The organism is Methylobacterium sp. FF17, from assembly GCF_025813715.1.
GTDB lineage: Bacteria > Pseudomonadota > Alphaproteobacteria > Rhizobiales > Beijerinckiaceae > Methylobacterium > Methylobacterium flocculans.
Map to the genome: position 1 here is coordinate 3,667,815 of NZ_CP107532.1, position 23,501 is coordinate 3,691,315.

Genomic DNA, 23,501 nt, shown 5'->3' on the forward strand with positions numbered 1-23,501 from the left:
CGGCGGATGCCGGTTCAGCTCCCTGAAGTCCCGATCCGTCCCGCCGCGATGGCGCTCGCGTACAGGTCCAGCGTCTCGCGGCCGAGCGCCGCCCGGGTAAAGCGCCCCGCCGCCGCCAGGGCGCGGACCCGGTAGGACCTGAGCAGAGCCGTGTCGGCGAGAAACGGGCGCAGCGCATCGGCCAGCGCCGGTCCGGTGGCCTCACGCGCCAGCGGGCCGGCGCCGGGCACGCCGACGAAAGCGCGGGCACTGGCGTCCTCGGCACAGGCCACCACCGGTCGACCATAGGCCAGGGCTTCCTGGTAGACGAGGCCGAAGCTCTCGTAGCGCGAGGGCGCGACGACCGCATGCGCCTCGGCATAGGCCGTCTTCAGCACCTCGGTGGACACACGCCCCCGGGCCCGGATGCAAGCGCGCGCGGCTGCAGGCAGATCGGCCGGCAGGTCCGCCTCGGAAACGCCGACGAGGTCGAGGACGAATGGTGCGTGTTCGCGGCTCCCCGGTTCGTCGGCCAGGATCGCGGCCGCGCCGATGAGCGCGTCGAAGCCTTTGCGCGCTTCGGCCCGCCCGACGAAGAGCAGGCGTATCGGATCATTCCCCTCGGGATAGGCAGCCGCGCGGGCGCCCGCCGCGATCTCCGGCGGCAGGCTGAGCCCGATCACGGCGGAGGGTTGCCGGCCGGAGAGCCCATAGGCCTGCGCGATGACCGCGCCGTGCTCGGCGGTGTTGGCGATCAGCCCGGCGCTGCCCCGGGCCTGGCGACGCTCCAGGGCGTCCGCCGTCCAGCCGTCGAAGCGGTCGCGCATGGAAGAAGCGACGCCGCGTGACAGGGCGGCCGGGGTCGAGTTGCGCGTCACCAGAGGCAGGTCGCGGTGCCCGGCCAGGAGCAGGCCGGGGGCGTACCAGTTCGGGGCCTCGACGATGTCGAAGGGTTTTCGGGCATGGACGGCGCGCACGGCACGACGGAAGGCCAGCGGCGCCGCGAGATGCCCGGCCGAGCCCCAGCGGCGCAGGCGTGCCAGCGCGCCGCCGTTGGGCAGGGCAAGACCCATGACGGTCACGCCGCCGACCCGTTCGCACCCGGTGCGGTCGAGGGTGAAGACCGTCACGTCGGCTCCGGCTTCGCCCAGGCTCTCGGCGATCTCGCGGGCGGCCGTCGAGAGGCCGCTCGGGGCCGGCGGGTAGTCCCAGGTGAGGAGGGCGGTACGCATCAGGCGACGAGCAGGCGTCGGTAGAGGGCGAGGTAGTCCCGCGCCATGCGCTCGGCGGTGAAGCGCGCCTCGAAGCGGCGTCGGATCTGCGCGCGGTCGAGTTGCCCGATCCGGCCCAGGGCTTCCACCGCCTCGGCCTCGGAGGACACCACGAACCCGGTCAGACCGTGCTCCACGACCTCCGGGACCGAGCCACGATCCCAGGCGACCACCGGGGTGCCGCAGGCCATCGCCTCGATCATCACCAGCCCGAAGGGCTCCGGCCAGTCGATGGGGAAGAGCAGGGCCCGGGCGCTTCCTAGGAGGTCGCCCTTCCGGGTGTCGTCCACCGGCCCCAGATAGGTCGCGTCCTCCCCGAGCAGCGGCCGCACCCGCTGCTCGAAGTAGTCGGGGTTGCCGACGTCGAGGGTGCCGCCGAGCCGAATCGGGATGCCGGCGGCGCGGGCCACCCGGATGGCGGTATCCGGACGCTTCTGGTCCGTCATGCGGCCGACGAAGGCGACGTGCTCGGAGGGCTGCGTCCGCAGGGCATAGCGGTCCCGCGCGATGCCGTGGTGGACGATGCCGGCGCGGTTCGAGGCGGGGATGCCGGCGGCCTGGGCGGCCGAGATCGCCGCGACCGGCAGGTCGGGGAAGCCGGCGAAGAACAGCGCCCGGTCGAGTTCGTCCACGCGCCAGTGCACCGTGGTCAGGCTGTGCCGGCGGCGGGGTCCGAGGAGCGCCGCATGGGCGAACTCGCCATGACAATGCACGATGTCGAACGCGTCGAGGCGCAGGCGCAGGGCCTCGAGTTGCAGGGCATCCAGGGCCGCCGGCACTCCGGGTGCGACGCGACCGTAACGCTGTTCCAGGGCGGAGAGGCTCGGCTGATCGCCGATGCGAGGCAAGTCTGTCGCACTGTCGGACGGCGCGAACAGCGTTACTTCCACACCCGAGCTTCGCAGTGCCGTACTGAGGTCGTGGATGACCCGCTCGGTACCGCCGTGATGCTCCGGGGGGACGGGGAAGATGTTGGGCGCGATTTGGGCAACGCGAATCACGGAATGCATCTCACCTGAAACCACTCTTCGTTGGAACACCGTGGCGGTTCCGGCGACCTGATGTTCGTCCTGCACGTCGCTCTACAAGGCTGCCTGCGCGGTGGCGGGGTCGTCTATGGGCTGACCGCCGATACCGGAGGCCATATCCGCTACCTGCTCGACCTCGTGGCGGCCTCGGCCCAGGATGCCGGGATCACGCGGATCGTGGTGGCAACCCGCCTGTTCCACGGCGCGCCCGGGCCCGATTATGCCGTGCCCGAAGAGCGGATCTCCGACAAGGTCACGCTCGTGCGGCTCGCGAGCACGTCACCGGATTACCGTGCGAAGGAGGCGATGCACGCGGAGGTGGGAAGCTTCGCGGACAACCTCCTGGCCTGGATCGCCGCGCAGCCGATGCGCCCCGACCTGATCCACGCCCATTACGCGGACGCCGCCACCGTCGCCACCATCGTGGAGGATCGTCTCGGGATTCCCTTCGTGTTCACAGCCCACTCGCTCGGGCGGGTGAAGGCCTCGCTGCTTGAGCCCGAGGCGGTGGCGGACACCGATTTGGGGCACCGGATCGCGGCCGAGGAGACGGCGCTGGCGCGCGCCAGCCTCGTCATCGCCTCCTCCCGCGACGAGGCGGAGGTGCAGTACGCGGACTATGGGGCCTACGATCCCGGCCGCATCCGGGTGCTTCCGCCCGGCAGCGATCTCGCCCGGTTCGCGGCGGCGCGCCCCGATCCGGCGGTCGATGCCACGATCAACCGTTTCCTCGACGACCCGGCAAAGCCGGTGCTGCTGGCGCTCGCCCGACCAGTGGCACGCAAGAACCTCGGCGCCCTCGTGCGCGCCTACGGCGAGAATCCGGCCCTCCAGGCCCGGGCCAACCTGGTGCTGATCGCCGGGACGCGCGAGGACATCGATGCGCTCGACGGCGAGATGGCCGCGACCTTGCGCGAAATCCTGGTGCTCATTGACCGCTACGACCTCTACGGACGCGTCGCCTATCCGAAGACCCACCGCCCGGAGGACGTACCGGCGATCTACGCCCATGCCCGCGTGCGCGGCGGCCTCTTCGTCAACCCAGCCCTCAACGAACCCTTCGGCCTGACCCTGCTGGAAGCGTCCGCCGCCGGCCTGCCGCTGGTCGCCACCGACAGCGGCGGACCCAACGACATCGTGGAGACCTGCGGCAACGGCCTCCTGGTCGATCCCCGTGCCCCGCAGGCGATCGCGGCCGCCTGCCTGCGCATCCTCGGCGACCCCGGGCTCTACGCGGCCTGCGTGGCGGGCGGCGCCCGGGCGGCAGCGGCCTATGATTGGGACCGACACGCCGCGCGCTACCATGTGCTTCTGCGCGCGCTCATCGCCCCCGAGCCGCCCCTGTCCGCGCCCCGGCAATTGCTCGTCTGCGACATCGACAACACCCTGGTCGGCTGCGCGGCGGCCCTCGGCATCTTCCGGCGCTGGCGCAGCCGGCAGGACGGGTTGGCCTTCGGTGTCGCCACCGGACGCTCATTACACAGCGCCATGGCGGTGCTCGAACAGCAGGACACCCCGCGCCCCCAGGTGATGATCACCTCGGTCGGCTCGGAGATCTACCATCTCGATGCCAACGGCGTGACCTACACCGCCGACGCCGCCTGGCGAGCCACCGTCTCGCTGGGCTGGGACCGCGAGGGGGTCGGCGCCGCACTGGCCGATCTCGCCGGGCTCGTTCCGCAGGGCCCGCTGGAGCAGCGCGGACACAAGCTCAGCTATTTCGGGGATGCGGCAACGGCCCAACGGGTCCGGGCACGCCTCGCGCGGGCGGGTCTCGCCGTCACCGTGATCCACAGCCACGGCCGCTACCTCGACGTTCTGCCGCAAGCGGCCTCGAAGGGTACGGCGGTCGACCATGTCCGGGCCTTCTACGGGTTGCCGGAACGAGCCGTCTTCGTCGCCGGCGATTCTGGCAACGACATCGAGATGCTGCGCCTCGGCGCCCAGGCGATCATCGTGGGCAACTACTCGGACGACCTCGCGAGCAACGCCGCCCTGAAACACTCCTACGTGGCCCGCGCCTCGCACGCCCGCGGCATCATCGAGGGGGTCGGGCATTTCCGCCGGATACTCGCCGATGCCGGCTGAATTGCTGGACGCTCCATCGGCGAGCGTCCTTACCCTGGTGCGCGGCCGGGCCGACCGCCTGCGCAACCTCATGGCGGGGCTCGCCCGCCAGACCGTGCGACCGTGCGAACTGGTGATCGCCTGGATGCAGCCGGAGCCGGCGCCCGACCTGCCCGATCCCGGGTGCCCGGTGCGCCACCTGCACGTGCCCGGCGAGCCGATGCCGCTGGCCGCCGCCCGCAACCGGGCGGCCGAGGCAGCAACCGGTGACGTTCTGATCTTCCTCGACGTGGATTGCATCCCCGCCCCGTCCCTGGTCGCGGCCTACGGGCGCGCGGCGGCGGAGACCGATGGGCTCTTCCTCGGGGAGGTCCTGTACCTGCCACCGGCCATCGATGCGGCGCCCGATCATGCGGCCTTCGACCGCCTCGGCCGGGCGCATCCGGCGCGGCCCCGGCCGCCCGAGACGGGCCTGCGCCGGGAGCCCGATCCGGGCCAGCTCTGGGGCCTGTCCTTCGCGCTGCCGGCCCGGAAGTGGCGGGCGGTCGGCGGAATGGACGAGGCCTATGCCGGCTACGGCGGCGAAGAGACGGACCTCGCCACCCGCCTCGCCGCCGCCGGACTGCCGGTTTTCTGGGTCGCGGATGCACGGGCCTATCACCAGCACCATCCGGTCCATGTGCCGCCGCTCCAGCATTTCGAACCGATCCTGGCCAACGCCACCCGCTTCCGTGCCACCCACGGGCGCTGGTGCATGACGTACTGGCTCGACCAGTTCCGCGCCGCCGGGCTGATCGATTGGGACACGGACGCATCCGCGATCCGCCTCATCCGCCGGCCGAACGCCGCCGAGATCGCCGCCGCCCTGCGGCCCGACGCCCTGTTCTCCTGAAGATTGTCGAACCTGACCGCCATGAAGAAGCCGATCGCGTTCTTCGTCCATCATCAGGGACGGGGCCACGCCAACCGTACGATGGCGGTGGCAGCCGAATTCGCCCGCGACCGACCGGTCTCGGTGCTCACCGCCGGCCCGCACCTGTTCGAGGGATTCGCCAGGGACATCGAGATCGTGACGCTGCCCGACATGATCGGCGCCGGCGTTCCGACGCCGCGCCTCTATGCGGAGCCGACGCCCCAGGTCATGCACTGCGTGCCGCTGGGCCTCGCCGAGATGCGCCGGACCATGCGGGGCATCCTCGACCACCTCGACGCGCGCGATGTCGGCCTGTTCGTGGTCGATGTCTCGGCGGAGATCGCGCTGCTTTCACGCATCGCCAGCGTCCCTGCGGTGCAGATCCGGATGCATGGCGACCGGGGCGATATCGGGCATGTCGGCGCCTACGAGGCCTGCGTCGGGATGCTCGCGCCCTTCGACGAGCGGATTGAGCAGGACGACTATCCTGCGTCCCTGCGGGCGAAGACCTTCTACAGCGGCGGCCTGTGCACGAGCGTCGACCACATCCCGACCCGCGCCGAGGCCCGCGACAAACTCGGGCTCGATTCCGAGCGCGAGATCATCGTGGCGGTGACCGGGGGCGGGGGCAGCGGCACGCCCTACGCGCCGCTCACCGTCGCCGCCCGCGCCGCGCCCGACGCGCTCTGGCTCACCCTCGGCCCGACGCATCGCGAGGGCCACGAAACGGATTTCAGCAATCTGCGCGAGATGGGCTGGGTCCCCTCGGTCACAGACTACCTCGCGGCGGCCGACATCGTGGTGGCGTCGGCCGGCGACAACACGGTCCACGAGGTCGCACGGGTCGGGGGCCGCCTCATCGTGATGCCGGAATGGCGTTACTTCGGCGAGCAGACCCGTAAGGCCGAGGCCCTGGTGCGCCTCGGCTCGGCCGTCCAGGCCCCCGTCTGGCCCGGAGACCTCCAAGGCTGGCGCGACCTCCTCGCACGGGCCCGCACCCTCGACGTCGCCAACCTGCGCAGCCTCTACGCGCCGGACGCCGCCGGTCGCGCCGCCGCCTGGCTCGAAGGCCTGACCGACGAGCTCTGGGAGGGGGCGGAGAAGCCGGCCGCCCTCCAGATCGCCGCCAACTGACCCGAGACGCCACGACCTCAATCTCAACAGGAGCCCGACACCCGCATGTCCACCGTTTCCGTCGTGACCCTGGCCAAGGGACGACCCGCGCACCTGCGCAACGTGTTGCTGGGGCTGGAGCGCCAGACGCGCCCGCCCATCGAGTTCATCGTCGCGGTGATGCAGGACGCGCCCTACGACCTGCCCGAGGTCGGCTTCCCCATCCGTCAGATCCTGATCCCCGGCACCGAATTGCCCCTCGCCGCCGCCCGCAATCGCGGCGTGGCGGCCGCGACCGGTGACGATGTGGTGTTCCTCGACGTCGACTGCATCCCGGCGCCCGATCTCGTGGCCGACTATGCGCGGGGGCTCGCCGAACTCGACGGCCTGCTGATGGGCGAGGTGCTCCACCTGCCCGAGCACGCCACAGAAGGCGACTGGTCGTGCGAGCGTCTCTCAGCGGTCGCCGAGAAGCACTCGGACCGGCGCGGCCCGCCGGCCTCCGGCATCGAGATCTGCCACGACTACCGCTGCTTCTGGTCGCTGAACTTCGCGATCCGCCGGACCACCTTCCTGGCCACCGGCGGCTTCGACGAGCGCTACGCCGGCTATGGCGGAGAGGACACGGATTTCGGCAAGATCCTCGACCAGCGGGGCGTGCCCATCGCCTGGATGAAGGGCGGGCTGGCCTACCACCAGTACCATCCGCACCACATGCCCCCGGTCCACCACCTCGACAGCGTCGTGCGCAACGCCGAACTGTTCGAGGCCAAGTGGGGCTACCGCACGATGGGCCACTGGCTCTACGCCTTCAAGGTGATGGGCCTGATCGACGACACGCCCGACCGGCCGATCCGCATCCTGCGCCGCCCCGAGCCCGCCGATCTCGCGCTCACCGGCCAGCAGAGCCACCAGCCCTATACGAATTCGGCCTCCGTCATCCGGACCCTGGAAGCGCGGTCGGCCACCGTGGCCGGCGTGTGAGGATCGCGCTCCTCGCCCACCTGCGCCACCCCGTCGCGCCGCCCTTCGCGGGCGGCATGGAGGCCCATTGCTGGAGCCTCGCGGAGGGGCTGACGGCGCGCGGGCACGACGTGGTGCTGTTCGCCGCCGGCGACAGCGACCCGCGCTTCCGGATCGATCCGGTAATTCCGCAGCACCACGAGCGCAGCTTTCCCGGGTCGGAGCATCAGGGCGATCCCCGCCTCGTCGCCCATGTGGATGCGGGCTACCGGGGCGCCTGCGATCGGATCGCGGCCGGTGACTTCGACGTGCTGCACAACAACAGCCTCAGCCGCCTGCCCCTCGAGCGAGGGCGCATCGCCGCGATGCCGACGGTCACCTCGCTCCACGTGCCCCCCTACGACGCGCTGCGCTGGTTCGTGCAGGACAGCCTTACGCCCGCCCATCGGATCACCGTGACATCCGAAGCCCACGGCCGGGCCTGGTGGCCGGAGCCGCTTCCGCCCGAGGTGACTGTGCTCCACAACGGCGTCGATCCGGAGGCCTGGCCCTACCGGGATCGCGGGGAGGGCAGCGCGGTCTGGTCGGGACGCCTCACGCCGATCAAGGGCGCCCATCGGGCGATCGCAGCGGCGCGCCGGGCCGGAATCCCCCTGACCCTGTTCGGACCTGTCGAGGACAGGGCGTACTGGGAGACACGGATCGCCCCGGAGCTTGGCGGTCCGATCCGCTACGGCGGCCATCTCTCCGGTTCGGCGCTGGCGCAGGAGATCGGCCGCGCCTCCGTCTTCCTGTTCACGCCTTGCTGGGATGAGCCGTTCGGCCTCGTGGCGATTGAGGCCATGGCCTGCGGCGTACCCGTTGCGGGGATCGACCGGGGCGCGGCCCGGGAGGTCGTCGGCGAGGCCGGACACCTCGCCCCCGACGGGGACGAGGCGGCCCTCGCGCGGTCGATCGGCGAAGCGCTCGCCATCCCGCGTCCGGTCCCGCGCGCGCGGGTGATGCGCCTGTTCACCCGCAACCTTTGGCTCGACCGGTGCGAGGCGCTCTACGCGCAGGCGGCCCGTTCCGGAGGCGTGGGCTGAGTCTTCGACCCACCAGACCCAACCGCATCCCATCCATCCGCTCGCCGGGACGAGCGCACGACGCATCCAGGGCTTCAACCATGAACCGACACGCGCTCATCGCGGCCCTATGGCACGGCCGGGACCCATTCGCGGATCCGCCGGCGGATCTGCGGCCCGTCGACCTGCAGGGCTGGCGCAGCATCCATCCCTATCTGGCGGAAGCCGTGACCGAACTCCGGCCGGAGGTGATCGTCGAGATCGGCACCTGGAAAGGCGCGAGCACCCTCTATCTCGCCCGGACGATGGCCGAGCATGGCATCGTCGGGACCGTGGTCGCCGTCGATACCTGGCTCGGGGCCGTCGATCACTGGGCCGACGAGACGCTGTTTGCGGAACTCGCCACCGAGCACGGGTACCCGAGCCTCTACCGGACCTTCCTGGCCAACATGCTGCGCGAGGGCGTGGCAGACCGGGTGGTACCGCTCCCCCTCGACTCGGTGAACGCCGCCGAACTGATGCGGCTGCGCGGCGTGACGGCCGACGTGATCCATCTCGATGCCGGTCACGAAGAGGCGTCCGTCGCCGCCGATCTGCGGGCGTGGTGGCCCGTGCTGCGGCCGGGAGGCCTGTTCATCGCCGATGATTACGACAGTCTCGGCGGGCGCTTCCCCGGCGTGACCCGCGCGGTGGATGCCTTCTGTGCCGAGTTCGGCGTGCAGGGGCCATGGTCGCACCGGGGCAAGTGCAAATTCCGGAAGCCGGAGTAACGAGGGGCGCCGACGATACGGCGCAGACCGCCAGGAGGGGCGGAGGTCGAGGGCGACGCGATGCAGGCGCTGCGCGGGGTCACCGACCTCCGCGACAAACCCGCCCTGACGCCGATCGGCATCGCGCTGCAGGATTGAACCCTGCACAGGATCAGAACATCGGGAAGTGAAGTCCGTGCAGCGGCCCAGATCCGCCTACGTGGTATCCAGCGTCAGCGATCACATCATCGACGGATGCATCGCGTTTTCGCATGATCCGATGCGCCAGGCTTTCGATCGGCCCGAGCAGCCACGCCCCAATGGGGATCAGACCGTTCAGGCGCAACATCCTGCTGATGAGCTGTGCTGATTTAGAATCGGACGCGCAACTGCGCCATCATCCGATCGACCGCTGTCCGGTTGCGGTAATCCGCCTTCACATACAATGCACCAACTCTCGTCGCTCAAGATCGAGAAGTTGGTGCGGCCAAGAGGACTCGAACCTCCACCCCTTGCAGGACTAGCACCTCAAGCTAGCGCGTCTACCAATTCCGCCATGGCCGCATTGTCTCGCCGCGTTCGTGATGTCCGCTGCCCCGTGGGGTGAAGCGAACGATCTCTCGTGGCGCGGCGCAGCTAGTAGCAGACGAATTTTGGTCCGACAAGCGGCTCCGCGACGGGATCAGAGGAAATCGACGCCCCCCTCGAGGATGGGCACCGCGCCGTCGCCGATGGTGACGCCGGGCAGGCGCACGACCTCGGCCTTGCGGATCAATTCGGTGATCTCCACCGAAATACGGTTGCCCGTCACCACGATCTGACCGCGCGCGATCGGGTGGTCGTTGGCGAGAATCTCGACCATATCGGTCTCGGTGGATTCGAGTTCGATCACCGCGCCACGCCCCATGCGCAGGAGCATGTGCAGCGGCATGTGACTGCGCCCGAGCACCACCTTGAGATCGACCTTGAGGTCTTCGAGAACCGCCACGCGCACCGTCCCTTGAATCGGGGACATCCCGCGCGAAGCGGCGCCCGTCCCTTGCCCGACTGTCCATGCGCGATGGTGAAGTCTTGGTAAACGAAACCCTAACCACCGCCCGGCTGGCGCTGCCGACGGCCGATTTCCACGCCGTCCCGGGCTCCCCGCCGGTGGCGTGGCGGATCAGCGACAGTCCCGTGCCCTATGACGAGGCCGTGGCGGCGATGGAGGCCCATGCCGAGGCGATCGCGTCGGGCACGGCGCCGGAACTCGTCTGGCTACTGGAACACCCGCCCCTCTACACCGCAGGCACCTCGGCGAAGGATGCGGATCTGGTGGCGCCGGGCCGCTTTCCCGTCCACCGCACCGGGCGGGGCGGGCAATACACCTATCACGGCCCCGGGCAGCGGGTCGCCTACGTGATGCTCGACCTCAACCGGCGGCGGCGCGACCTGCGGGCCTACGTGGCGGCGCTCGAAGCCTGGATCATCGCCACGCTCGAGGCCTTCAACGTGCGGGGCGAGCGCCGCGAGGAGCGGGTCGGCGTCTGGGTCCGCCGGCCCGAGAAGGGAGAAGGCGTCGAGGACAAGGTCGCGGCCATCGGCATCCGGGTCCGGCGCTGGGTGAGCTTCCACGGCATCAGCCTCAACGTGGAGCCGGACCTGTCGCATTTCGCCGGGATCGTGCCCTGCGGCATCTCCGGCCACGGTGTCACCAGCCTCGTGGATCTCGGACACCTCGTCACGCTCCCCGAAGTCGACATGCAGTTGCGCGCCGCCTTCGAGGCGATCTTCGGCGCCACCCTGCAGGCCGATTAGATCACCGGCACGCCCCGGCCCTTGGCATGCTCGCCGGGCTCCACGTGGATGACCACCACCGAGCCCTCGATAGCCCCCTCGATCGCCGCCTCCAGGCGGTCGCAGATCGCGTGCGAATCCTGCACCGTCATGGCGCCCGGCACCACGAGGTGGAAATCGATGAAGGTCGCTTGGCCCGCGTGCCGGGTGCGGACGTCGTGCGCCTCCAGGGCCCCGGTGCTGTGGAGGGAGATCAGCGTGCGGATCTGAGCCACCATCTCGGGCGGTGCCGCCTTGTCCATCAGGCCGCTCACCGAATCGCGCACCATTCCCCAACCTGACCAGAGGATGTTGAGGGCGACGAGCCCGGCGATCACCGGATCGAGGACGGCGATGCCCGTCGTCATCACCAGGGCGACGCCGACCAGGACGCCGCCGGAGGTGACCACGTCGGCCATCACGTGGCGGGCATCCGCCACCAGGGCGGGGGAGCGCCAGGCCCGGCCCCGGGCCAGCAGTGCGACGGCCCAGACGGCGTTGATCGCGGTGGCCACGAGATTGACCGCGAGGCCCGTCAGCGGAGCATCGAGGGGCTTGGGATCGAGCAGGCCGTGAAACGATTCGCGCAGGATCAGGATCGCCGCAACGATGATGAGGGCCCCCTCGATCACGGCGGAGAAATACTCGGCCTTGTGGTGGCCGTAGGGGTGGTCGTCGTCGGCAGGGCGCGCCGCCACGCGCAGGGCGACGAGGGCGAACAGCGCCGCCACCACGTTGATGATGCTCTCCAGGGCATCGGAGTAGAGCGCGAGGCTGCCCGTGACCCAGTAGGCCGCGAATTTGAGGCCCATCACGAGCGCGCCGATCCCGGTGCTCAGCAGGGCGGCTTTCTGGGTACGGTCCATGGCGTCGTCCGGCCTGTCCCCGGATGACGGATCGCAGTCCGGGCGCCGTGCCCATAGCCGCTGCGGGTGCCCCCAGGCCACGGCAAAGGTTGAACCCGCCGCTGAACGATTGAGCCGAGGCTATGAAGGGCGTCCGTGGCCATCGGAATCCGCAACGTCCGTTCGACGCGGGGCGAGCGGACGATCCGCGGACAGATCAGCTTGCGTCGGGCGCCGTCTCCCCGTCCGGGGGGCGACGCGCGGCTTCGCGCGCCGCGAACACCGCGCCCTGCGCCCGCGCGCGTTCGGCCTTGCGCTGCAACCGCCGCGCCACCCAGCTCCAGCGCGCACCTTCCGCCAGCGCCTCCAGGCGGCGCGCCTCCCGCTCCCAGTGATCCAGGAGCTGTCCGTCGAGGGTCACCCGCTTGCGGACGGCGGCGCCCGTGATCTCGTCGCTCATTCGGCTCCCCAAACCCCGCACATCGCTGCGATGCCCGCAGGACTCTCTTGTCCCATGATGCCCGGCGCGGCGCTACAGCCGGGAGGGGCCGGCATCCGCCGTCGTGACACTTGCGTGGCGCCTTGCGAACCCAGACCGGCCGGTTCACCCCATTGATCCAACCCGCCAAACCGTGCTGTTGGCGCGCCATGCGCGTCGACCTCTTCGATTTCGAGCTGCCGGAAGCGAGCATCGCCCTGCGCCCGCCCGTGCCCCGCGATGCCGGGCGCCTCCTCGTGGTGCGGCCCGGCGCGCCGCCGGTGGACCGGCGCGTGCGCGATCTCGCCGGATTGCTGCGGGCCGGGGACGCCCTGGTCTTCAACGACACCCGCGTGATCCCGGCGCGCCTCGCCGGCATCCGGCACCGTCCCGGATCGCCGGGCCTGCGCATGGAGGCCATGCTGCACCTGCGCGAGGCGCCGGACCGGTGGCGCGCCTTCGCGCGGCCGGGCAAGCGCCTCGCCCGGCAGGATCGCGTCAGCTTCGGGCGCCATGCGAGCAGCGCCCCCTGTGAGCTCGGCGGCCTCGATGCCACCATCGCGGAGAAGGGGGAGGGCGGCGAGATCGTCCTGCGCTTCGATCTCGCGGGTCCCGTCCTCGACGAGGCGATCGCGCGGATCGGCGACCTGCCGCTGCCGCCCTACATCGCGGGCAAGCGCGCCACCGACGCGCAGGACGCCACCGACTACCAGACGGTCTATGCCCGCGCGCCCGGCGCGGTGGCCGCGCCGACGGCCGGGCTGCATTTCTCCGACGCGCTCCTCGCCGACATCGACGCGGCGGGCATCACCCGGCACACGGTCACCCTGCATGTGGGCGCGGGCACCTTCCTGCCGGTCAAGGCGGAGGATACGGACGACCACCGCATGCATGCCGAGATCGGAATCCTCGACCGCGAGGCGGCCGAGGCCCTGAACGCCGTCCGCGCGCGCGGCGGACGCATCGTGGCGGTCGGCACCACCGCCCTTCGGCTCCTCGAAAGCGCCGCCGACGCGGACGGGCGCCTGCACCCGTTCTCCGGTCCCACCGAGATCTTCATCACCCCGGGTACGCGCATCCGCGCCGTCGACGCGCTGATGACGAACTTCCACCTGCCGCGCTCCACCCTGTTCATGCTCGTTTCGGCCTTCTCGGGCCTGGAGACCATGCGGGCCGCCTACGCGCATGCCATCGCCTCCGGCTACCGGTTCTATTCCTACGGGGATTCGAGCCTGCTGTTTCCGGCAGCATCCTGACGGGGGCGGACGTGCCGCCCGGGAAAACCGGTGCTATGAGGGCGCCCATGTCCGAGCGCATCTCCGAGTCCCCGTCCGACGCCCTGCCGAGCGACTTCACCTTCCGCATCGACGCCACCGACGGGACGGCGCGCACCGGGGCCATCGCGATGCCCCGCGGCGTCATCCGCACCCCGGCCTTCATGCCGGTGGGGACGGCCGCCACCGTCAAGGCCATGTATCCGGGCCAAGTGCGCGACCTCGGTGCCGACGTGGTGCTGGGCAACACCTACCACCTGATGCTGCGCCCCGGCCCCGAGCGCATGGCGCGGCTCGGTGGCCTGCACCGCTTCATGAACTGGCCGCACCCGATCCTCACCGATTCCGGCGGCTTCCAGGTCATGTCCCTCTCGGCCCTGCGCAAGCTCGACGAGCAGGGCGTCACCTTCCGTTCGCACGTGGATGGCTCGACCCACCACATGAGCCCCGAGCGCTCCATCGAGATCCAGGGCCGGCTCGGTTCGGACATCCAGATGCAGCTCGACGAATGCGTGCGCCTGCCGGCGGAGCCCGAGGCCATCGAGCGCGCCATGCAGCTCTCGCTGCGCTGGGCCGAGCGCTGTCGGGTGGCGTTCGGCGAGCAGCCCGGCAAGGCGATGTTCGGCATCGTGCAGGGGGGCGACGTGCCGGACCTGCGCGTGAAGAGCGCCCGAGGCCTCGTGGATCTCGACCTCAAGGGCTACGCCATCGGCGGCCTCGCGGTGGGGGAGCCGCAGGCCGTGATGCTGGCGATGCTCGAGGCGGTGGAGCCGCACCTGCCTGCGGCCAAGCCGCGCTACCTCATGGGCGTCGGCACTCCCGACGACCTGATGCGTTCGGTCGAGCGCGGCATCGACATGTTCGACTGCGTGATGCCCACCCGCGCCGGCCGCCACGGCCTCGCCTATACCCGCCACGGCCGGATCAACCTACGGAACGCCCGCCACGGGGAGGATGCCCGGCCCCTCGACGAGACCTCCACCTGCCCGGCCGCGCGCGACTACAGCCGCGCCTACCTGCACCACCTGGTGCGCAGCGACGAGATCCTGGGGATGATGCTGCTGACCTGGAACAACCTCGCCTATTACCAGGAGCTGATGGCGGGCCTGCGCGCAGCCATCGCGGCGGGGCGCCTCGCGTCCTTCTGCGAGGAGACCCGCGCCGCCTGGGCCCGGGCGGAAGCCGAGCGGGCCGCCGCCTGAGTCACCGGGGGACAACCGGAAAGCCGGTTGACCCCATACCGCCGAGCCCCTATTGCGAGCCACGCTGTCCGCGACGGCCCGGCCCCAGCGCCGCGGCGACACCGCCGGATGCGAGCGCGTAGCTCAGTTGGTAGAGCAACGGACTTTTAATCTGTAGGTCTTGGGTTCGAGCCCCAACGCGCTCACCACCATTTTAGCCCGTCAAGTCAGTGGCTTGGCGGGCTTTTTCGTGACTGCCTGACTGCCAAAACGTGTTGCGTCAGGGTGCAACACGGTGTGTGGTTTTACAATGGGTTACGACCTGACGTGGGCTGGTCCGTGCAACACGGATGGAACACAGCATCATCCCCTTGTGTGGGTTAGTAGCGCGAGCTAGATCCCCGCAACTTTACCGCCCCGCCGCGCAAGTTCCTCCCGCGCCTCTTCGAGGCTCGCATCAAACCACTTTGCCAGATCAAGGATGTGCACGCTCTTGGCGGCCTTCTGGCTGGCCTCGATGCGAACCAGAGGCAGCGCAATCTCTCCGGCAGAGATTTTCCGAATGAGCTTTTCGGTTGTGATTTCGGGGAAAAAATCACGGGCTACCCATTCGATCGGGATCAGTGGTCTCAAGCCATACTGCGCGATCAGAAGGAAGGCCGTCTTGGTCATTGGCGCCTTATGGCGCACCGATGATCGACAGTGCAATCTTGCTGCCTTGAACCGTCACGTTACCAAATCGGTAATGAGCCCGACACCGACAGCCATGTGGGGCTCGTCCGCCCAACACGATTCCGAGGCCAGGATGACCGGATCGTACGAACTCAGCGGTTACCCGGTCGTTGATCTTCGAACAGGAGCGACATCGATGCCCAGCGAAACATCCTCGGCGAATGAAGCTTTGGCCACTGCTTCCTACGATACAGCACGTGTGCGCATGGTTGCGGGAGAGAAGGAGAGGGAAAGCAAGCCTTCAATCAATGTCAACGACGACGACATCGTCGATGTGGTTGAGCCCAGCTATTGGACGAGCAACGCGGACACCGGGAGCAAGGACCGCGACATTCACAAGCATGCCGGAGTGGCGTGGCAGGCGCCGTCCAGCCTCGCGGAGTAAGTCCCGCCTGCGGCGAGTCCATAGATTAGCTTGGTAGACTGGCGTCACTTGGCGGAGGATCATTCACAAGTCCTCTGGTGGGCTCGCGATAAAAGCCCCCCCCCTGCCGCCACGCAAAAGTTCATCAATGGTCAGGAGGTGCCTGCAGGTGCCACTCCGTAACCGCCTGAAACGCGTATCCCACGCGTAGGGCCATCGCCTCGTCGTAGCCTCGGCAGGTGATCTGGAGCGACAGCGGCAGCCCGGTCTCAGTGAAGCCACTCGGTAAGGCGAGCGCACACAGATCGAGCAGGTTCCCGAAACGCGTGAAGCGGGAGGGCAGGTGACCTTCGTCAACCTCGGACAGAGGAATGGCCGCCGTCTCAGTGGACGGCGTCAGCAGGGCATCGAACCCCTCCATCGCCGCTAGGAACTGTCGCTGTAGATCGCGGCGAAGGCGCTGGGTCTGGAGGTAGTCCTGCGCGGTCACGGTCGCGCCGGCCAGGATGCGGGCACGCACGGCGTCGCCGAGGGGAGAGGCCGGGTCCTCAGCGAGGTGGCCGTTGACGTGGTAGGCTTCAGCATTGGTCACGGTGCTGGCTTGGGCCGTCATGAGATCGGCGAAGCGGAACGGCAGGACGATGTCCTCGATTTCTGCGCCGAGGCACTCGAACCGTTCGAGGGCCACGTCGTAGGCGCTGAGCATCTCGGGTGAGACTCCCTCCCGCTCCACCCTCGGCATGCGCGCGAGGCGCAGTCCGCGAACGCCGCGTCTCAGACCGGGTAGGGGATCGACCGGGTCGATCCCGCGGGTGGACGGGTCGAGGGTATCAGGTCCCGAGATGGCGCAATAAAGCATCGCCACGTCGGCGACCGAGCGGCCGAGTGGCCCCGGCGTGTCGAGGGTGGCGCTCAAGGGTACGATCCCGTGGGTGCTGACGCGCCCGACCGTCACCTTGAGCCCAGTGAGCCCGCAGAAGGAGGCCGGTAGCCGGACGGACCCACCCGTATCAGTTCCGATGCCCCAGGGTGCCAAGCGGGCGGCGACAGCGACGCCAGTGCCGCTGCTCGATCCACCGGGCGTTCGTGCCACCGCGAGGTCCCAAGGGTTCCAGGGTGTGCCGAGATGCTGATTGGTGCCCCACCCGCCATAGGCGAACTCCACGGTGTGCGTCTTGCCCAGCACGATCATCCCTTGCCCGATCAGCCTCTGGGCGATGGTCGCCGTGGCACTCGCGCGGCGAGCCCGATGAGCGGCCGAGCCTCCCATGGTGATCCGGCCGGCGAGGTCGATCAGGTCCTTGAGCACCACCGGCACCCCGTGCAGGGGTCCGACAGCGTGACCGGAGCGGATTGCCCGGTCGGCCCCCTCGGCGGCGAGACGAGCATCGTCCGCATAGACCTCCGTGAAGGCCTGCAGCTTCGGCTCCTGGGCAGCGATGCGGGCAAGATGCGCCTCGATGGCCTCCACAGGCGACAGGCGGCGGGCGGCGATCGCCTCGGCGAGAGAGAGGGCTTCGAGATGGGTCGGGTCGGACATGGAAAGCCTACTGAACGCTGACGAGGGACAGGTCGAGGAACCAGGATTGGGCCGGCACGAAGCCCTTCACCCGTGATGACATCGCGCGCGGATTACGGTCGTGCACGACGTAGAGCCAAGGCGGGTCATCCACGAGTCGCGCGTGGGCGGTGCGGGTCGCCTCGGCGATCACCGCCGGATCAGCCGAATCCGACAGGCGCTTGAGCGCGGCGTCGAACGTCTCGTCTCGCCAGTTGGGGAAGTTGAAGCCGCTCGGCGGAAAGCGGTCGGAGGAGAAATAGCGGGCCATCACGCCGGCATCCGAGGACGGCGAACTCACGTTGAGCGCCATGGCGCCGGAGATGCTTGCAGCATCCGGTAGAGCGCGGGTGGCGTTGAGAAGCACCTGCCACTCCACGACGTTGAAGCTGACCTCGACGCCGCAGGATTGCTTGAGGTTCTCCTGCAGGAACTCGTTCATCGGCAGCGGCAGCATCTGGCCCGAGCCCGAGGTCGAGATCATCACCGGGAAGGCCAACGGCTTCTTAGGTCCGTACCCGGCCTCGGCCAGGAGCTTCCGGCCTTTCTCCGGATCGAAGCCGTAGCGGTTCTGCGGCGCGCCGAAGCTCGGATCGTCCGGCTTGAGCCAGCCGACCGCCGGCTCGGCGGTGCCGTTGAGGAAGCTCACGATGGAGTCGCGGTCCACGCAGTAGTTCAGCGCCTGCCGGACCCGTACGTCGCGGAACGGGCTGTCCTTGGCGCCGATGTTGTAAAACCACGGCCAGACATGTGGGTAAGAGCCGGTGGTGACGGTGAAGCCCGCGGCCTTGAGCGAGGGAATCCCGTCGGCGGCCGGCACCTCGATCCAGTCGACCTGCCCAGAGCGCAGGGCGGCGATCCGGGCATTCGCCTCCGGGATCGGCATCAGCCTGATGCGGTCGACTTTCGCCCGGCGGGCGGCATCCCAGTAGCCGTCGAACCGCGCGAGATCGACGGCCTCTCGAGGGCTGACCCGGGTGATGCGGAACGGTCCCGTCCCGGCCGCCGGCAGCATCGCGGTCCCGGCCCAGTTGCGCCCGCCCTTCTCGAACGAAGATGGTGCGGTGAACAGCAGGTAGACCATCATGTAGGGGAAGTACGAGGCCGCGACGGTCGTCGTGACCGCGACCGTGCGATCATCGACCTTGCGATAGCTGGCGATAATCGGCACCCGCGTCTTGGTGATGCCGGCGGCCGCAACCTCGTACTGGGGGCTATCTGCCTTGAAGTAGCGGTCGAGGTTCCACAGCACTGCATCGGCGTTGAAAGCCGTGCCGTCGTGGAACACGACGCCGTCGCGTAGGTGGAAGAGCCAAGTCCGCTTGTCGTCCGGCATCTGCTCCCAGCGCTCGGCCAATCCCGGCTTGAGGGTGGCTGGCCGGTCGCTGCGCGTGAGGTCCCATTGCACCAGCGGCTCGAAGACCGGGTAGCCGAGGAAGCGCAGGCCCTCGAAGCCATTGTTCGGCATGCCCGTGGTGGTGGGAATGTCGGTGGCCGTCATAGCGATGCGCAACTGGCTTTCGGCCTGCGCTACGGACGTGCAACTCCCCAGCACCACAACACTCAACGCCGCCAGCTTTCGGCTCATCATCGTGCAACAGCCTTTCGGTCGATCAGTTCGATGCATGGTGGAGTGTGGTCTGGATGGTGAACACCGAAGCCTTCAGGACGACTGGCAAGGTTGGAAGCTCGCCGCGCGGTCTCGAGACGACCCAGGCATGCCGCATGCCATCATGACGGCCCACACCTCCACGCCCACCAGTCCCGAAAGGCTTCGTACGGGCACGCAATCAGGCGTACTATCGATGCGGAATGGTCGAGTTGAATCGGACAACCAGGGAGCTCTACAAGCCGGAAGCGTTCCCTGAGGCGGACGTGGTAGGCGCGGTCAACGCCTTCATGGCAGACTTTACCACGGGGGCTTTCTTATTCGGCGACGGCTATCGGATTGACGTGGTCGCGGCCGTGAGCAGCCACGAGCGGGCAAAGTTGACGGTCGCCAATAAGGACGCCACCGAGCACCTGCGCCGCGCGGACGTGCGCACGGCGATCCTGCTGGCGCTTCCGGAGAAGGCGTGACAATGACCAGTTACGAGGCTGGCTACCTTCAGGCACTGAAGGATGCCCAAATCACCGCCCGGCAGCTGGTTGCGGACCTCGGCGCCTCTCCAGAGGGCAAGGTCGAGCTACTCGGTATGATCTCGTTTCTCACGAACCTCATCGACGACAAGGTGGCGCGCCAAGGCGACCATGGGACAGAAGGCGCGTCGGACGAAGACGCATGCGGGAATGACGCGTGACCTTCGAGCAGCAGGCGGCAGAACTCACGGAGCTAGAAGCCGCAGCAAAGAGGCGCGGCATCTCCGAACGCGCATTTGAAAGGATTTTGGTCGACGTAGCTATTCAGATAGAGGGATCAGCCATGCCCTCGTCGCCTGAGAAGATGCTGGCTGAGATCAAGCGCCGCGTTGAGCCGCCGCGAACGAAGAAGCCTAGCGCGCCATGACGGCGGTCGAGCTTGTAGCAAATATGAACGTAAACGCTGTCATTCGCATCGTTGTCGTTGTCACCTCGCGTGGAGGCCTCAACGAAGGGTGAAAACGTGTTGAAATCACTGCGTGCATGTACGCTGATCTTCGTGGCAGCTGCGACCATGCTCCCCGCGCGGGCGAGTGCGCACTGCATCTGCGCCTGCGTCAATGGGACGGCACGAAATGTCTGCACGAACTCATTCGATAGTCAGATTGTCTGCAAAAAGCTTTGTCCCATTAGCGTCTATCCTCCTGGGGAGCTTCAGCCGAACTCAGAGCTAGATGAGCTAACTGCATCCAACGGAAGATACAGTCCGCAGCAGCGGCTTTTCATCCGAGGAAGATAAGCGCTGGGCGTGCAACTCGAATCGCTGCCCCCAAGCCGGATGATAGGAAATTGAAGAACCCGCCACGGCCGAAGCCGGGCGGGTGAAGGTTGATCTGCCAGCTAGGCGGGGGCGCTGATTGGCTAGCAGATAGCATTTGAGTATGCGGCCTTCCTTTCCCGAACCTTAAGGAATGTACGTCTTTGCACGGAAGGGCCCCTCGGATTGTTCCGGGCGGACCTAATCGGGATGGGTCAAGAAGTTAGAGCAACGCTGGGCGAAAGCCTAGCCACTGGTGGCGGAGCTTCCTTCTCCGGAGCGGCCCGAGGTCCAACACGAGAAAACCCGCCGCAGCAGCGTGCTGGGCGGGTTTATGGTGAGACCTTACGATTGATCGGGCGCAGGCCTCAGCGCGTTCGACTTGATACGCTTCTGAGGCGATTCGCAGCAACAATTCAGCAACAGCCAGAGATAACCCGCCACGGCGTGAGCCGGGCGGATGAGAATCCAAGGAGCGGCTGCCGTCTATCGAAACTCCGGCAGAGGGCTCGCTTAGCGACCGCTTGGGCCGCCACCAGCGCTGCCGTTGGGAAAAGCCTGTTCGGGTCGAGCTGCATTGCCACCCGCAGCTGAGTTAGTGGTCACAGTGTCAGCACCGGTGGCCCCATAAGAGATTACGACGTCCCGACTGTTGCCAGTGGTGTTGGGCTGGTTCTGCATGATGATGCCGCGCCGGCCCTCGTATGGGGACAAGCCCTGCGCCACGGCAGGCACGATTATCAGCGTTGCGAGCGCACTCGCGCCCGCCAGGAGGGTTCGGGTTTTCATTGCGTTCACCTGGCTTAAGAGATGCCGCGCTAACCGCAACTGAGGAGACCTGTTCCCCCGACGAAAAACCCGCCACGGATTTCTCCGGGCGGGCTCAAGTCGATTACGTCAGGCAAAGCGGTAACCAGAGTGTTACCCGCCGGTTCCGTACGGAGCTTGGCGCCTGTTAATTGCTGCCGCCGCTGCCACCGCCGGCGCTGCCGTTCGGAATGGCACGAGAGGGCTGATTCGCGTTTCCACCGGCAGCAGAGTCAGTGGTGACCGTATCAGCACCGGTCACGCCGCGTGAGATAACCACATCGCGGTCGTTGCCAGTGGTGTTGGGCTGATTCTGGATCACGGTGCCCGTGGTTCCCGGCTGACGGGGTGAGCCATTCTGAGCAAAGGCAGATGCGCCAGCGAGGAGGGCGGCGCCGGCGAGCAGGAGAGATTTCACAGTGGCACTTTCATAGGGCCGCCTGGTTCGCTGCCGGCCATACAGACTACGATAAGCCGGCGCAGCACCCAGAGTTGCGAATGGCCGGTGACGCACCACCCGGGCGATCTGAACAAAAAGCCCGCCGCGGATTGCTCCGGGCAGGTGAGGTTCGGGTCGTTCCCGCCATGGGATATCACGATAAGAGTGGGGTGGGAGTGGTTGTTCCGGACTACCCGGAAACCAATCCGAATCGCCTTACGAGCCCGTCAGTGCTCCACAGGTCCATGCGAAAATCGGAGCCTCTGGCGGTGACGATCGCAAGCGCCTCTGCGTCGCTGGCTGCTTGGAGGTCTCGCACGTGGATTATGCGGCCATCTGTGTGCCGGGTGATGGCGCGATATGACCGAACCGAGCGATGTCCTTCCTCGATCTTCCGAAGCGTGTGAACCGTCAATACGTTTTCCCCTCAGCGCTCTCGCGCGGTCGAGGCGCGGTACGATCGGCGGACAGGGAAAGTTTCAGTAGGGACGAAAAAACCCGCCACGGCCGGAGCCGGGCGGGTGAAGGTTGTGGCTGCCAACTAGGCCGGTGCGCTGATCAGTTGGGAAACGCCGCTAGAGCTCGCCGGCTGCGTTGTCTAAAGCTTAAGCCATAATGGCGGCGTCGGCTGCTGACAGTTAGACGTAGATGCCGATACCCGACGCCTGGGCGAAGACACCGTCGCCTGCCAAGGCCTGGCGGCCCTCGCCGGCACCGTATTCGAGGAAATGCTGAAGTGGGTTGAGCCCGGCGGCGGCGACGTCCCCGTTCTGCGCCAGATACGCCTTGGTATCGAAGTTCGCGGAGGGATCGCGTCCCTCCTTCCAGCCGTAGGTCAGGTAGTGCTCGAGGGGGTCGATGCCTGCCGAGGCGACATCGCCGTACGCGGCGAGGTAACCCTTCGTGTCGAAGAAGGCGTTCGGATCGCGGCCCTCACGCCATCCGTATTCGGCGAAGTGCGCATCCGCGTCGAGGCCGGCCGAGAAGACATCTCCGTTTCGGCTGAGGTAGAAGAGATCGTCCACGCCGGCGTGACCATCCGCCTGGACGATGGTCTTGTCCTGGAACTCGAATACCTCGGTGTTCTTCACCGTATCGAGGCTGTCCGCGCCCGCAATCACCGCGAGAGAGCCCGCTGAGGTGATCGCTCCAGCGGAGCCGAACTGGAACTGGAAGCTCGCGGTGTCGTATCCAACCGCGCCATCGAGGGTGTTGACGCCGGAACCGCCCGACATCCGGTCATCGCCGTAGTCGCCGAACACCAGGTCGGTGCCGGCGCCGCCGAGCAGGGTATCATTGCCGGCATCGCCATCGACGAGGTCGTCGCCGTCTCCACCATCTATCAAGTCGTCGTCATCACCGCCTGCAACGAAGTCATTGCCGGCCTCGCCGTACACCTGATCCCGCCCAGCTTCGCCGACAAGGAAGTCATTCCCGGCCGCACCGTAAAGGATGTCATCACCGGGATTTCCGGCAGCATAGTCGTCACCCGCATCGGTGTAGATGGTGTCGTTACCTGCTTCGCCGATGATCTGGTCAGCTCCATCGCCGCCACGGATCAAATCGTCACCTAGTCCACCGGCGATGAAGTCGAGATTGACCCCACCTGTGATCGTATCATTGCCGTCCTGGCCGTCGATCCGGTTAAAGCCGCCGGGATCGGAGATGGTGTCGTTGCCGAGAAGCCCAAGGATGATGTCATCGGCATTCGTACCGGTGAGCTGGTCGTTGCCGTTCGTGCCGGTAATGGTAGCCATTGCGCTCACTCCACTTCTTCAAAAATCGAAGTATTTAGGTCGCAAATCGCTGAGTGCATGCGTTTCTTGCTCTGAGTGAGCTTCGTCTCAGCAGCTGCGGCTTACCGAGAACCATGATCAGGCTGGCTTGTTCAATTGGAGCACACCTCAAAACAAAAAAACCCGCCACGGCCGGAGCTGGGCGAGTGAGGTGTGGCTTCCGTATGGC

General features: G+C 67.8%; 23 protein-coding genes and 2 tRNA genes. 14 read left to right on the top strand and 11 right to left on the bottom strand.

Annotated features, from left to right (window positions below):
* Positions 1 to 14: 14 nt before the first annotated feature.
* Both OF380_RS17335 and OF380_RS17340 read right to left on the bottom strand, forming a co-directional pair.
* Entirely contained in the window at positions 15 to 1,211 is a 1,197-nt protein-coding gene (locus OF380_RS17335; protein ID WP_264046132.1) for a glycosyltransferase family 4 protein, read from the bottom strand.
* The gene (locus OF380_RS17340; protein ID WP_318784169.1) at positions 1,211 to 2,251 is read right to left on the bottom strand and encodes a glycosyltransferase family 4 protein; all 1,041 of its coding nucleotides are present in this window, start codon (positions 2,249 to 2,251) and stop codon (positions 1,211 to 1,213) included. Before OF380_RS17340 ends, OF380_RS17335 begins: the two co-directional genes overlap by 1 nt.
* 60 nt (positions 2,252 to 2,311) lie before the next feature.
* Here OF380_RS17340 and OF380_RS17345 point away from each other — a divergent pair, with 60 nt between their 5' ends.
* From OF380_RS17345 to OF380_RS17370, 6 genes are all read left to right on the top strand, one after another.
* Positions 2,312 to 4,366: an HAD-IIB family hydrolase gene (locus OF380_RS17345; RefSeq protein ID WP_264046135.1), complete on the top strand. Its 2,055-nt coding sequence runs from the start codon at positions 2,312 to 2,314 to the stop codon at positions 4,364 to 4,366.
* Positions 4,356 to 5,237, top strand: a complete 882-nt coding sequence (locus OF380_RS17350; protein ID WP_264046137.1) for a glycosyltransferase family 2 protein — start codon at positions 4,356 to 4,358, stop codon at positions 5,235 to 5,237. The genes OF380_RS17345 and OF380_RS17350 overlap by 11 nt, the downstream gene beginning before the upstream one ends.
* Positions 5,238 to 5,258: 21 nt before the next feature.
* Positions 5,259 to 6,392 (top strand): glycosyltransferase, encoded by a 1,134-nt coding sequence (locus OF380_RS17355; protein WP_264046139.1) that lies wholly within the window; start codon positions 5,259 to 5,261, stop codon positions 6,390 to 6,392.
* Positions 6,393 to 6,437: 45 nt separating this feature from the next.
* Positions 6,438 to 7,355, top strand: coding sequence for a glycosyltransferase family 2 protein (locus OF380_RS17360; RefSeq protein ID WP_264046142.1), 918 nt, complete (start codon positions 6,438 to 6,440; stop codon positions 7,353 to 7,355).
* Positions 7,352 to 8,419 (top strand): glycosyltransferase, encoded by a 1,068-nt coding sequence (locus tag OF380_RS17365; protein WP_264046143.1) that lies wholly within the window; start codon positions 7,352 to 7,354, stop codon positions 8,417 to 8,419. Before OF380_RS17360 ends, OF380_RS17365 begins: the two co-directional genes overlap by 4 nt.
* An 80-nt stretch (positions 8,420 to 8,499) precedes the next feature.
* Entirely contained in the window at positions 8,500 to 9,168 is a 669-nt protein-coding gene (locus OF380_RS17370; RefSeq protein WP_264046145.1) for a class I SAM-dependent methyltransferase, read from the top strand.
* 458 nt (positions 9,169 to 9,626) lie between these two features.
* Here OF380_RS17370 and OF380_RS17375 read toward each other — a convergent pair.
* Positions 9,627 to 9,711, bottom strand: a tRNA-Leu gene (locus OF380_RS17375).
* A 118-nt stretch (positions 9,712 to 9,829) separates the two neighbouring features.
* Entirely contained in the window at positions 9,830 to 10,135 is a 306-nt protein-coding gene (locus OF380_RS17380; RefSeq protein WP_264046147.1) for a FliM/FliN family flagellar motor switch protein, read from the bottom strand.
* Positions 10,136 to 10,218: 83 nt separating this feature from the next.
* Here OF380_RS17380 and lipB point away from each other — a divergent pair, with 83 nt between their 5' ends.
* On the top strand, positions 10,219 to 10,944 hold the full coding sequence (gene lipB, locus OF380_RS17385) for a lipoyl(octanoyl) transferase LipB (protein WP_404810472.1): 726 nt from the start codon (positions 10,219 to 10,221) through the stop codon (positions 10,942 to 10,944).
* Here the strand turns inward: lipB and OF380_RS17390 are convergent.
* The gene (locus OF380_RS17390) at positions 10,941 to 11,828 is read right to left on the bottom strand and encodes a cation diffusion facilitator family transporter (RefSeq protein ID WP_264046148.1); all 888 of its coding nucleotides are present in this window, start codon (positions 11,826 to 11,828) and stop codon (positions 10,941 to 10,943) included. The genes lipB and OF380_RS17390 overlap by 4 nt on opposite strands.
* A 196-nt stretch (positions 11,829 to 12,024) precedes the next feature.
* Entirely contained in the window at positions 12,025 to 12,267 is a 243-nt protein-coding gene (locus tag OF380_RS17395; protein WP_264046150.1) for a hypothetical protein, read from the bottom strand.
* A 188-nt stretch (positions 12,268 to 12,455) separates the two neighbouring features.
* Here OF380_RS17395 and queA point away from each other — a divergent pair, with 188 nt between their 5' ends.
* The 3 genes from queA (at position 12,456) to OF380_RS17410 (ending at position 14,949) form a co-directional block, all read left to right on the top strand.
* Positions 12,456 to 13,541: a tRNA preQ1(34) S-adenosylmethionine ribosyltransferase-isomerase QueA gene (gene queA, locus OF380_RS17400; protein ID WP_264046152.1), complete on the top strand. Its 1,086-nt coding sequence runs from the start codon at positions 12,456 to 12,458 to the stop codon at positions 13,539 to 13,541.
* 47 nt (positions 13,542 to 13,588) lie between these two features.
* Entirely contained in the window at positions 13,589 to 14,761 is a 1,173-nt protein-coding gene (gene tgt, locus OF380_RS17405) for a tRNA guanosine(34) transglycosylase Tgt (protein WP_264046154.1), read from the top strand.
* A 112-nt stretch (positions 14,762 to 14,873) separates the two neighbouring features.
* A tRNA-Lys gene (locus tag OF380_RS17410) sits at positions 14,874 to 14,949 on the top strand.
* A 184-nt stretch (positions 14,950 to 15,133) separates the two neighbouring features.
* Here the strand turns inward: OF380_RS17410 and OF380_RS17415 are convergent.
* Positions 15,134 to 15,412: a pyocin activator PrtN family protein gene (locus OF380_RS17415; protein WP_264046156.1), complete on the bottom strand. Its 279-nt coding sequence runs from the start codon at positions 15,410 to 15,412 to the stop codon at positions 15,134 to 15,136.
* A 196-nt stretch (positions 15,413 to 15,608) separates the two neighbouring features.
* Between OF380_RS17415 and OF380_RS17420 the strand changes: the two genes are divergently transcribed.
* On the top strand, positions 15,609 to 15,857 hold the full coding sequence (locus OF380_RS17420) for a hypothetical protein (protein WP_264046157.1): 249 nt from the start codon (positions 15,609 to 15,611) through the stop codon (positions 15,855 to 15,857).
* 124 nt (positions 15,858 to 15,981) lie between these two features.
* On the opposite strand, the gene OF380_RS17425 is transcribed toward OF380_RS17420, so the two are convergent.
* On the bottom strand, positions 15,982 to 17,376 hold the full coding sequence (locus tag OF380_RS17425) for an amidase (RefSeq protein WP_264046158.1): 1,395 nt from the start codon (positions 17,374 to 17,376) through the stop codon (positions 15,982 to 15,984).
* 7 nt (positions 17,377 to 17,383) lie between these two features.
* Complete coding sequence (locus OF380_RS17430) at positions 17,384 to 18,907, bottom strand: ABC transporter substrate-binding protein (RefSeq protein WP_264046159.1); 1,524 nt, start codon at positions 18,905 to 18,907, stop codon at positions 17,384 to 17,386.
* Positions 18,908 to 19,206: 299 nt separating this feature from the next.
* Here OF380_RS17430 and OF380_RS17435 point away from each other — a divergent pair, with 299 nt between their 5' ends.
* From OF380_RS17435 to OF380_RS17445, 3 genes are read left to right on the top strand one after another with little or no spacing between them, the layout of a single operon-like run.
* The gene (locus tag OF380_RS17435; RefSeq protein WP_264046160.1) at positions 19,207 to 19,473 is read left to right on the top strand and encodes a hypothetical protein; all 267 of its coding nucleotides are present in this window, start codon (positions 19,207 to 19,209) and stop codon (positions 19,471 to 19,473) included.
* Between the two features lie 2 nt (positions 19,474 to 19,475).
* Entirely contained in the window at positions 19,476 to 19,694 is a 219-nt protein-coding gene (locus OF380_RS17440; RefSeq protein WP_264046161.1) for a hypothetical protein, read from the top strand.
* On the top strand, positions 19,691 to 19,900 hold the full coding sequence (locus OF380_RS17445) for a hypothetical protein (protein ID WP_264046162.1): 210 nt from the start codon (positions 19,691 to 19,693) through the stop codon (positions 19,898 to 19,900). Before OF380_RS17440 ends, OF380_RS17445 begins: the two co-directional genes overlap by 4 nt.
* A gap of 1,345 nt (positions 19,901 to 21,245) precedes the next feature.
* On the opposite strand, the gene OF380_RS17455 is transcribed toward OF380_RS17445, so the two are convergent.
* Complete coding sequence (locus tag OF380_RS17455) at positions 21,246 to 21,515, bottom strand: hypothetical protein (RefSeq protein WP_264046164.1); 270 nt, start codon at positions 21,513 to 21,515, stop codon at positions 21,246 to 21,248.
* A 659-nt stretch (positions 21,516 to 22,174) separates the two neighbouring features.
* Positions 22,175 to 23,293 (bottom strand): calcium-binding protein, encoded by a 1,119-nt coding sequence (locus tag OF380_RS17460; RefSeq protein WP_264046165.1) that lies wholly within the window; start codon positions 23,291 to 23,293, stop codon positions 22,175 to 22,177.
* Positions 23,294 to 23,501 lie beyond the last annotated feature (208 nt).

What these genes read in the sequence shown, in the direction of transcription:
- OF380_RS17335 (WP_264046132.1), bottom strand. Translation starts at nt 1,211, where the DNA reads ATGCGTACCGCCCTCCTCACCTGGGACTACCCGCCGGCCCCGAGCGGC.
- OF380_RS17350 (WP_264046137.1), top strand. Translation starts at nt 4,356, where the DNA reads ATGCCGGCTGAATTGCTGGACGCTCCATCGGCGAGCGTCCTTACCCTG.
- queA (WP_264046152.1), top strand. Translation starts at nt 12,456, where the DNA reads ATGCGCGTCGACCTCTTCGATTTCGAGCTGCCGGAAGCGAGCATCGCC.
- OF380_RS17345 (WP_264046135.1), top strand. Translation starts at nt 2,312, where the DNA reads ATGTTCGTCCTGCACGTCGCTCTACAAGGCTGCCTGCGCGGTGGCGGG.
- OF380_RS17370 (WP_264046145.1), top strand. Translation starts at nt 8,500, where the DNA reads ATGAACCGACACGCGCTCATCGCGGCCCTATGGCACGGCCGGGACCCA.
- OF380_RS17435 (WP_264046160.1), top strand. Translation starts at nt 19,207, where the DNA reads ATGGTCGAGTTGAATCGGACAACCAGGGAGCTCTACAAGCCGGAAGCG.
- OF380_RS17415 (WP_264046156.1), bottom strand. Translation starts at nt 15,412, where the DNA reads ATGACCAAGACGGCCTTCCTTCTGATCGCGCAGTATGGCTTGAGACCA.
- OF380_RS17420 (WP_264046157.1), top strand. Translation starts at nt 15,609, where the DNA reads ATGCCCAGCGAAACATCCTCGGCGAATGAAGCTTTGGCCACTGCTTCC.
- OF380_RS17360 (WP_264046142.1), top strand. Translation starts at nt 6,438, where the DNA reads ATGTCCACCGTTTCCGTCGTGACCCTGGCCAAGGGACGACCCGCGCAC.
- tgt (WP_264046154.1), top strand. Translation starts at nt 13,589, where the DNA reads ATGTCCGAGCGCATCTCCGAGTCCCCGTCCGACGCCCTGCCGAGCGAC.
- OF380_RS17395 (WP_264046150.1), bottom strand. Translation starts at nt 12,267, where the DNA reads ATGAGCGACGAGATCACGGGCGCCGCCGTCCGCAAGCGGGTGACCCTC.
- OF380_RS17440 (WP_264046161.1), top strand. Translation starts at nt 19,476, where the DNA reads ATGACCAGTTACGAGGCTGGCTACCTTCAGGCACTGAAGGATGCCCAA.
- OF380_RS17425 (WP_264046158.1), bottom strand. Translation starts at nt 17,376, where the DNA reads ATGTCCGACCCGACCCATCTCGAAGCCCTCTCTCTCGCCGAGGCGATC.
- OF380_RS17355 (WP_264046139.1), top strand. Translation starts at nt 5,259, where the DNA reads ATGAAGAAGCCGATCGCGTTCTTCGTCCATCATCAGGGACGGGGCCAC.
- OF380_RS17390 (WP_264046148.1), bottom strand. Translation starts at nt 11,828, where the DNA reads ATGGACCGTACCCAGAAAGCCGCCCTGCTGAGCACCGGGATCGGCGCG.
- OF380_RS17460 (WP_264046165.1), bottom strand. Translation starts at nt 23,293, where the DNA reads ATGGCTACCATTACCGGCACGAACGGCAACGACCAGCTCACCGGTACG.